Below are 7,709 nucleotides of genomic sequence, written 5' to 3'. Positions count from 1 at the left end.
AATTTCAATTCAATCCCTGCCTAAATGTCATTTAGGTAGGGATTGTTTGTACCGGTTTCCCATGAAATTTCATCTTCCCTTTCTTTATACCCTGCTATTGGGCGGTTGCGCCGCGTTTTTGCCATCACTGGACGAACGCACCCAAAGCAGTTATCTTGACATACCTGCGACGCCGCGGCTGGATAGCGCATTAGGCATTCCTTCTACATCCTCCAAGACTGATATTTCCCATATCTATCTACTGAACGATGCCCATGAAGCCTTTGTCGCCCGAGCAGCCTTAATTGAAGCTGCAGACCATACCCTTGATTTACAGTACTATATCTGGCACAACGACATCTCCGGCAAGCTTTTGTTCAACCTGATTCATCGCGCAGCCGAACGCGGCGTCCGTGTGCGTTTGCTCCTGGACGACAACAACACCAACGGCATGGATGATCTCCTGCTGGCACTCGACAATCATCCCAATATCGAAGTCCGTCTGTTTAATCCCTTTATTTTCAGAAAATGGCGTGCACTCGGCTATATTGCCGACTTCCCACGGCTCAACCGCCGAATGCACAACAAATCGTTTACCGCCGACAACCGTGCCACCATTTTGGGCGGACGCAATATCGGCGACGAATATTTTAAGGTTAACGACGATACCATCTTTGCCGACCTCGACATTCTTGCCACAGGCCGCGTAGTAACCGAAGTTTCCCAAGACTTCGACCGCTATTGGGCAAGCCATTCCGCCTATAATGCGACCAGCGTCATCAAACGGGGAAACCTGCAAAAAGGACTGGCCGAACTTAATTACACCGACCAAGATAAAAATCAAACGCTCATTCGCTATCGCCAAAGCATCGAGCATTCCAGTCTCTATCAAAAAATGCAGAGCAACCTTATAGAGTGGCAAAGCGTCAGCACACGTTTAATCAGCGACGATCCGGCCAAAGGCTTAGACCGTGACCGGCATAAACCGCCTATTTCCGAACGCCTGCAAGACGCCCTCAAGCAACCCGAAAAAAGCGTTTACCTTGTCTCGCCTTATTTTGTGCCCACAAAATCAGGTGTCAAAGCCATAGAAAAGCTGACACACAACGGCGTGGATGTTACCGTTTTGACCAATTCGCTCCAAGCAACCGACGTTGCCGCCGTCCATTCCGGTTACGTCAAATACCGCAAGCCCTTGCTCAAAGCTGGGGTCAAACTATACGAACTCCAACCCAACCATGCCGTTCCGACCACCAAAGACCGCGGCTTGACCGGTAGCTCCGCCACCAGCTTGCACGCCAAAACATTCATCGTGGATGAGAAACGCATTTTCATCGGCTCATTCAACCTTGATCCACGTTCCGCACGGCTCAATACCGAAATGGGTGTCGTCATCGAAAGTCCCGAAATCGCAGGCCAAATGCAGCGCACCCTCGTTACGACCACCCCAAACTACGCCTATCAGGTAACGCTTGGCAATTACAATAAACTATACTGGTATGACCCTAGTGAAAAACGAACTTACGCACAAGAACCAGAAGCCAAATTCTGGAAACGGGTTACTTCAAAAATCCTGTCCATCCTGCCCATAGAAGGATTATTATAGAGGCCGTCTGAAAACATAAATCATGCGGCCGGAGGAATTCATCATGTCTCGACTCATCTGCAAAACCCTATTTGTTTGTACCGCCGGCCTATTGTTGGCTTCTTGCGGCACCACCGGCAAGCACAAATCCCACAAGCCGCAAACAACCGCCAGAAAAGTCCAACCTGTCCGCATTTCCCATATCGACCGCACACAAGGTTCGCAGGAATTAATGCTTCACAGCATGGGTCTGATCGGCACGCCCTACAAATGGGGTGGCAGCACTACAGCCACAGGCTTTGACTGCAGCGGCATGATCCAATTCGTCTATAAAAACGCCCTCAATGTCAACCTGCCACGCACCGCACGCGATATGGCCGCCGCCAGCCGTAAAATTTCCGATGACAAATTAAAAGCCGGCGATCTGGTCTTTTTTAACACCGGCGGCGCACACAAATATTCCCATGTCGGCCTCTACATCGGCAACGGCGAATTCATCCACGCCCCCAGCAGCGGCAAAACCATCAAAACCGAAAAACTTTCCACCCCGTTTTACGCCAAAAACTATTTGGGCGCACATACCTTTTTTACTGAATAAATCAAGGCCGTCTGAAAGGTATCGCAACATCATCGATACCTTTCAATCTATTGCTGATGAATGAAGCTTGGTTACAAGATAGGCCTGTGCAAAAATTTGCCCATAACAAAACACCATCAAGGATATATCATGCACACAGAATCCGTTCTAACCCTCCTCAAAACCCTGCAAAACCAAATCTGCGCCGCGTTGGAGCAAGAAGATGGCGAAGCCGAATTTGTGCATGAAGCATGGACGGGGAAACTGGGCATCGGCGAAACACGCGTATTAAAAAACGGCGCGGTATTCGAGCAGGCGGGCGTGAATTTTTCGCATGTGAAAGGCAGCAAAATGCCTGCTTCGGCGACGGCGCACCGTCCTGAATTGGCGGGCGCGGCATTTGAAGCTATGGGCGTGTCGCTGGTCATTCATCCAAAAAATCCGTATGTGCCGACCAGCCATGCGAACGTGCGCTTTTTTATTGCCTATCCTGAAAATGCCGAACCGGTTTGGTGGTTCGGCGGCGGCTTTGATTTGACGCCGTTTTATCCTTTTGAAGAAGATATTGTGCATTGGCACACCGTAGCGCGAGACGTATGCGCACCATTTGGCGAATCGGTTTATTCTGAATTCAAGCAATGGTGTGACGAATATTTCTACTTGAAACACCGTAACGAAACACGCGGCGTTGGCGGTCTGTTTTTTGACGATTTAAACCGCTGGGATTTCGATACCTGCCTGAATTTTATCAAGGCGGTCGGAGAAGGCTATATCACAGCGTATCTGCCGATTGTGGCCAAACGCAAAAACACGCCTTATGGGGAACGTGAACGCGATTTCCAACTCTACCGTCGCGGACGCTATGTGGAATTTAACTTGGTTTGGGACAGAGGCACGCTGTTCGGCCTGCAAAGCGGCGGACGCACGGAAAGCATTTTGATGTCTATGCCGCCTTTGGTGCGCTTTGAGTATCAATATGCGCCGGAAGAAGGTTCGCCCGAAGCACGCCTCAATCAATTCCTCATACCGCGCAACTGGCTGGAAGAAGCCGGCAGATAGTTTTACCTATCAAAGGCCGTCTGAAAAGCGATTCTCACTGGTTGAGACTGCCTTTTCAGACGGCCTTTGCTTCAATTGCTTTGAATTTGCATACCTTTGCCTATCATGCTGTTTCATATCTATAGAGTTTTTGAGACAATGCGCCCATATAAAAATCACCTCACAAACCACACTAAAAAGGAATAATCGGTGAAACGCATTTTCTTATTTATCGCGACCAATATCGCAGTTCTGGTTGTCATCCGTGTTATTTTGGCCATCTTGGGCATCAACAGTACCGACCAAGTCGGCAGCCTGTTGGCTTATTCCGCAGTTGTCGGCTTCAGCGGCTCGATTGTCTCCCTGCTGATGTCGAAAACCATCGCCAAACATTCGGTCGGCGCCGTCGTCATCGACCAGCCCCAAAGCGAAGAAGAAGCTTGGCTGTTGGCAACTGTTGAAGCGCAAGCCCGCCAATGGAATCTGAAAACGCCGGAAGTCGCCATTTACAACTCGCCCGAGCCTAACGCCTTTGCAACCGGCGCGACCAAAAATAGCTCGCTCGTCGCTGTCAGCACCGGCCTGCTCGACCACATGACCCGCGATGAAGTCGAAGCCGTTTTGGCGCATGAAATGGCGCACGTCGGCAACGGCGATATGGTAACGCTGACACTGATTCAAGGTATTGTGAATACTTTTGTCGTCTTCTTGGCGCGTATCATTTCCAGCATGGTGGCGCGAAACAATGACGGCAGCACTTCTCAAAGCACATATTTCATGGTCAGCATGGTCTTGCAGGTTGTATTCGGCTTCCTTGCCAGCATTATTGTGATGTGGTTCAGCCGCCAACGCGAATACCGTGCCGATGCGGGTGCTGCAAAACTGGTGGGCGCGCCAAAAATGATTGCCGCCCTGCAACGCTTGAAAGGCAACCCCAGCGATTTGCCGCAAACCATGACGGCAATGGGCATTGCCAGCGATGCCAAAGACTCTTGGTTCAGCACCCATCCTTCTTTGGACAACCGCATCAACCGTTTGAAAAACCGCTAATCGAAAACATTAAGGCCGTCTGAAACATCAATTTCAGACGGCCTTTTTTATTTCTTCAGCAAAGCCCGTTTGATGATAATCATCCAGTCTTTCTTATCCAACAACGGCCGCTGGTTAAACACATCATATTTGCAACCATCCAGCTTCTGCAAAATCAACTGGCTGCCGACAATAATCATGCGCAACTCAAAACCGATTCGTCCTTTGAGGGTTTTACCCAACGGCGAACCGGCCTTCAGCATTTGAAAAGCACGTTGACACTCATGCGCCATCAATCGTTGGAAAGCAAAGTCGGCTTTGCCGGCCGCAATCTGCTCTTCGCTGACTTTGAACTTCTGCAAATCTTCCTGAGGGATGTACACGCGTCCTTTTTGCCAATCTACCGCCACGTCCTGCCAGAAATTAATCAGCTGCAAGGCAGTGCAAATGCCGTCGCTTTGCGCCATACTCACTTCATCTGTTTGCCCGTACAAATGCAGCATAATGCGCCCCACCGGATTGGCGGACAAACGGCAATAGGCAATCAATTCGCCAAAGTTTTCATAACGGGTTTTGACCACATCCTGACTGAACGCCGCCAGCAAATCATAAAACGGCTGCAACGGTAATTGAAACGGCACAACCGCTTCGTTATATAAACGCTGCATCAAAGCCGTTTGCGGTTTCCCGCCTTGTGCAATACGGTCTAACTCTGCCTTCAGCTCATCCAGTTGGCGCAGGCGTTCGGCTGCTTCGGCATTGCCTTCGTCGGCAATATCGTCCGCCGTCCGTGCAAAAGCGTAAACGGCGTGAACCGGCTTACGCAAACGGCGCGGCAGCACAACGGAGCCGACTGGGAAGTTTTCGTAATGATTGACTGACATGGGAAATCCGAAAATTTAAAATAAAGTATTTTTGCTGACAGGCCGTCTGAAATTCAGACGGCCTTCCGTTTGGCCGCAAAGAAATCCTGCAATACGCTTTGGCATTCTTCTGCCAATCTGCCGCCCAAAATTGCGGTATGCTTGTTCAGACGTTTGTCGGCAAACAAATCAACCACGCTGCCTGCCGCACCGGTTTTGGGTTCGGCCGCACCATAAATCACGCGCCCGACCCGTGCCTGTATCAAGGCAGAGGCGCACATGGTGCAAGGTTCTAGGGTGATGTACACATCGCAATCTTCCAAACGGTAGTTTTGTAAAGCTTTGCCTGCGGCGGCAAGCGCGTTGATTTCGGCGTGGTGACTGACATTGTGGTCGCCAATGCAGGTATTGTGTGCCGCTGCGATTACCTCGCTTTGATATACGATGACCGCGCCAACGGGCACTTCGCCCAATGCCGCCGATTGTCTGGCCTGCTCTATCGCCAGCCGCATAAAGGCTTCCATATCGCTTTGCGAAGGGAAAACGGCAACAGGCGGATGATTTTTTAATGCTTCGCCTAGCTCCGTCTTTCTCTCCTCGGAAACATGCCCGACATCCACACCTGAAACCAACGCATCCAGTTGCCACAAGGTGCTTTTGGTTACGGTCAAACCCGATGCTTTCAGCAATAGAAACGCGCGGACTGCGCTGATTTTTTGCAAATCTTCCAGTGTGTAAATACCCAATTCTTTTAGCGCAGCCAACGTCTTAGGCGCAAGTGGTGGCGTGGTCAGCATGGATTATTCCTGAAAATGCCGACGCGCCAAGGCTAAGGCCGTCTGAACATAATCGCTGTCTGCGTAAGGATCTAACGTGTGCGCCAAAGGAATTTTCCGCAACCAGGTCAACTGGCGTTTGGCAAGCTGGCGCGTGGCAACAATGCCTTTTTCGACAAAGGTGTCATAATCTGTTTCGCCTTCGAGATAATCCCAAGCCTGGCGGTAGCCCACGCAGCGCATAGACGGCATATCCGCATGCAGTTGCGGATAATCACGGCGTAAGGCGTGCATTTCATCGAGGAAACCGTGTTCCAACATATTTAAAAAGCGTTTTTCGATTTGCTGGTGTAACAAATGGCGGTCTTCGGGGATAAGGGCGACCGTGCATAAATCCAATAAAGGCACGGCCTGCTTCTGCTCTGTGAAATGTTCGCTCAAAGGCTTGCCGGTCAGAAGATAGACTTCCAAAGCGCGTTCAATGCGCTGGCTGTCATTGGCTTTCAGACGGCCTGCCGTAATCGGGTCAACTTCCTGCAAACGTCGATACAGGCCTGCCAGACCGTGTTCGTTCTTTTCCGCCTGAAGCTGTGCGCGCACCGCCGCATCCGCGCCGGGCAAATCGTTCAAACCTTCCGTCAGCGCGTGGAAATACATCATCGTGCCGCCGACAATCAGCGGATAGCGTCCGCGCGCATGTATTTCGTTTACCAAGCGCACGCAGTCGCCGACAAAATCCGCCGCGCTGTAACTTTCCAGCGGCGAGATAATATCAATCAAATGATGCGGTACGGCAGCAAGCTCTTCGGCTGTCGGCTTAGCCGTACCGATATCCATGCCGCGATACACCAGCGCGGAATCCAAACTGATGATTTCCACCGGCAACGATTGGGCAATATTTAAGGCCAGTGCGGTTTTACCGCCGGCTGTCGGGCCGAGTACGGCGAAGGCTTTGGGCGCGTTCATAAGAAAACGGAAAAATTAAAAATGCGATTATAGCAAACCCGGGCAGACCATATTTCATGCCGTCTGAAACATTTGCCCTACATTATCAAAAGCGTTACACTTGCTGCGCCGTTTCAGACGGCCTTTTATATTGATTTCAAACCTGCTGCTGCCGTCATTGCGCCGGCAGTCAAGCCGTCAGCGACACTGCGCCGCTGTAAACACGAAAGAACACACTATGACCGTATCTCCCGTAGCCTTGCGCCGTCAAACCGAGCGCAAGCCGCATCCGACTGCGCGTTATTGGAAAAAATGCGATGTCGAGGCCTTATTCGGACTGCCTTTCCTCGACCTCGTTTTCCAAGCGGCCGAAATCCACCGCCAAAACTTCAACCCGCGTGAAATCCAACTTTCCACCCTGCTCTCCATCAAAACCGGCGGCTGCCCCGAAGACTGCGCCTACTGTCCGCAATCGGCACACCATAACACCAATCTGGGCAAAGAGCAGATGATGGATGTGGACGAAATCGTCGAAAAAGCCAAAATTGCCCAATCGCGCGGCGCCAGCCGTTTCTGCATGGGCGCGGCATGGCGCGGCCCCAAACCCAAAGACGTAGCTGTCGTTTCCGAAATCATCAGCGCGGTGAAAAGCTTGGGCATGGAAGTGTGCGGCACCTTCGGCATGCTCGAAGACGGTATGGCTGAAGACTTCAAAAAAGCCGGTCTGGATTACTACAACCACAACCTCGACACCGACCCCGACCGCTACAACGACATCATCCATACGCGCAAACACGAAGACCGCATGGATACTTTGGGCAAAGTCCGCAATGCCGGTTTGAAAGTCTGCTGCGGCGGCATCGTCGGCATGAACGAAACCCGCGCCGAACGCGCAGGCCTGATTGCCAGCCTTGCCA

At 51.3% G+C, this 7,709-nt stretch carries 8 protein-coding genes; 5 read left to right on the top strand and 3 right to left on the bottom strand.

Annotated elements, in window-relative coordinates; genetic code table 11:
- Positions 1 to 61 precede the first annotated feature (61 nt).
- The 4 genes from ACTHUT_RS11565 to htpX all read left to right on the top strand — a co-directional run bounded on the left by ACTHUT_RS11565 (position 62) and on the right by htpX (position 4,229).
- Positions 62 to 1,585 (top strand): phospholipase D family protein, encoded by a 1,524-nt coding sequence (locus ACTHUT_RS11565; protein WP_440385835.1) that lies wholly within the window; start codon positions 62 to 64, stop codon positions 1,583 to 1,585.
- A 43-nt stretch (positions 1,586 to 1,628) separates the two neighbouring features.
- Positions 1,629 to 2,162 carry a C40 family peptidase gene (locus tag ACTHUT_RS11560; protein ID WP_036491269.1) on the top strand — a complete coding sequence of 178 codons (534 nt, stop codon included), beginning with the start codon at positions 1,629 to 1,631 and terminating at the stop codon, positions 2,160 to 2,162.
- A gap of 129 nt (positions 2,163 to 2,291) precedes the next feature.
- On the top strand, positions 2,292 to 3,200 hold the full coding sequence (gene hemF / locus ACTHUT_RS11555; RefSeq protein WP_314595268.1) for an oxygen-dependent coproporphyrinogen oxidase: 909 nt from the start codon (positions 2,292 to 2,294) through the stop codon (positions 3,198 to 3,200).
- 189 nt (positions 3,201 to 3,389) lie between these two features.
- Positions 3,390 to 4,229, top strand: coding sequence for a protease HtpX (gene htpX, locus ACTHUT_RS11550; RefSeq protein WP_440385834.1), 840 nt, complete (start codon positions 3,390 to 3,392; stop codon positions 4,227 to 4,229).
- A gap of 47 nt (positions 4,230 to 4,276) precedes the next feature.
- Here htpX and hpnC read toward each other — a convergent pair whose 3' ends face one another.
- The 3 genes from hpnC to miaA are packed head-to-tail and all read right to left on the bottom strand — an operon-like array spanning position 4,277 to position 6,813.
- A complete protein-coding gene (gene hpnC / locus ACTHUT_RS11545; protein WP_440385833.1) occupies positions 4,277 to 5,092 on the bottom strand; it encodes a squalene synthase HpnC in 816 nt (271 codons plus the stop codon).
- A gap of 53 nt (positions 5,093 to 5,145) precedes the next feature.
- Positions 5,146 to 5,868, bottom strand: coding sequence for a tRNA adenosine(34) deaminase TadA (tadA, locus tag ACTHUT_RS11540; RefSeq protein ID WP_070838098.1), 723 nt, complete (start codon positions 5,866 to 5,868; stop codon positions 5,146 to 5,148).
- Between the two features lie 3 nt (positions 5,869 to 5,871).
- On the bottom strand, positions 5,872 to 6,813 hold the full coding sequence (gene miaA / locus ACTHUT_RS11535; protein ID WP_440385832.1) for a tRNA (adenosine(37)-N6)-dimethylallyltransferase MiaA: 942 nt from the start codon (positions 6,811 to 6,813) through the stop codon (positions 5,872 to 5,874).
- Between the two features lie 217 nt (positions 6,814 to 7,030).
- Here miaA and bioB point away from each other — a divergent pair.
- On the top strand, positions 7,031 to 7,709 hold a 679-nt coding region (gene bioB / locus ACTHUT_RS11530; protein WP_440418810.1), incomplete at its 3' end, for a biotin synthase BioB.

It is taken from the genome of Neisseria sp. P0022.S010 (assembly GCF_051956635.1).
Note: the sequence above shows the minus strand (reverse complement) of the source record. Positions and strands in the feature narration are given on the sequence as shown.

What these genes read in the sequence shown, in the direction of transcription:
- hpnC (WP_440385833.1), bottom strand. Translation starts at nt 5,092, where the DNA reads ATGTCAGTCAATCATTACGAAAACTTCCCAGTCGGCTCCGTTGTGCTG.
- ACTHUT_RS11565 (WP_440385835.1), top strand. Translation starts at nt 62, where the DNA reads ATGAAATTTCATCTTCCCTTTCTTTATACCCTGCTATTGGGCGGTTGC.
- tadA (WP_070838098.1), bottom strand. Translation starts at nt 5,868, where the DNA reads ATGCTGACCACGCCACCACTTGCGCCTAAGACGTTGGCTGCGCTAAAA.
- miaA (WP_440385832.1), bottom strand. Translation starts at nt 6,813, where the DNA reads ATGAACGCGCCCAAAGCCTTCGCCGTACTCGGCCCGACAGCCGGCGGT.
- ACTHUT_RS11560 (WP_036491269.1), top strand. Translation starts at nt 1,629, where the DNA reads ATGTCTCGACTCATCTGCAAAACCCTATTTGTTTGTACCGCCGGCCTA.
- hemF (WP_314595268.1), top strand. Translation starts at nt 2,292, where the DNA reads ATGCACACAGAATCCGTTCTAACCCTCCTCAAAACCCTGCAAAACCAA.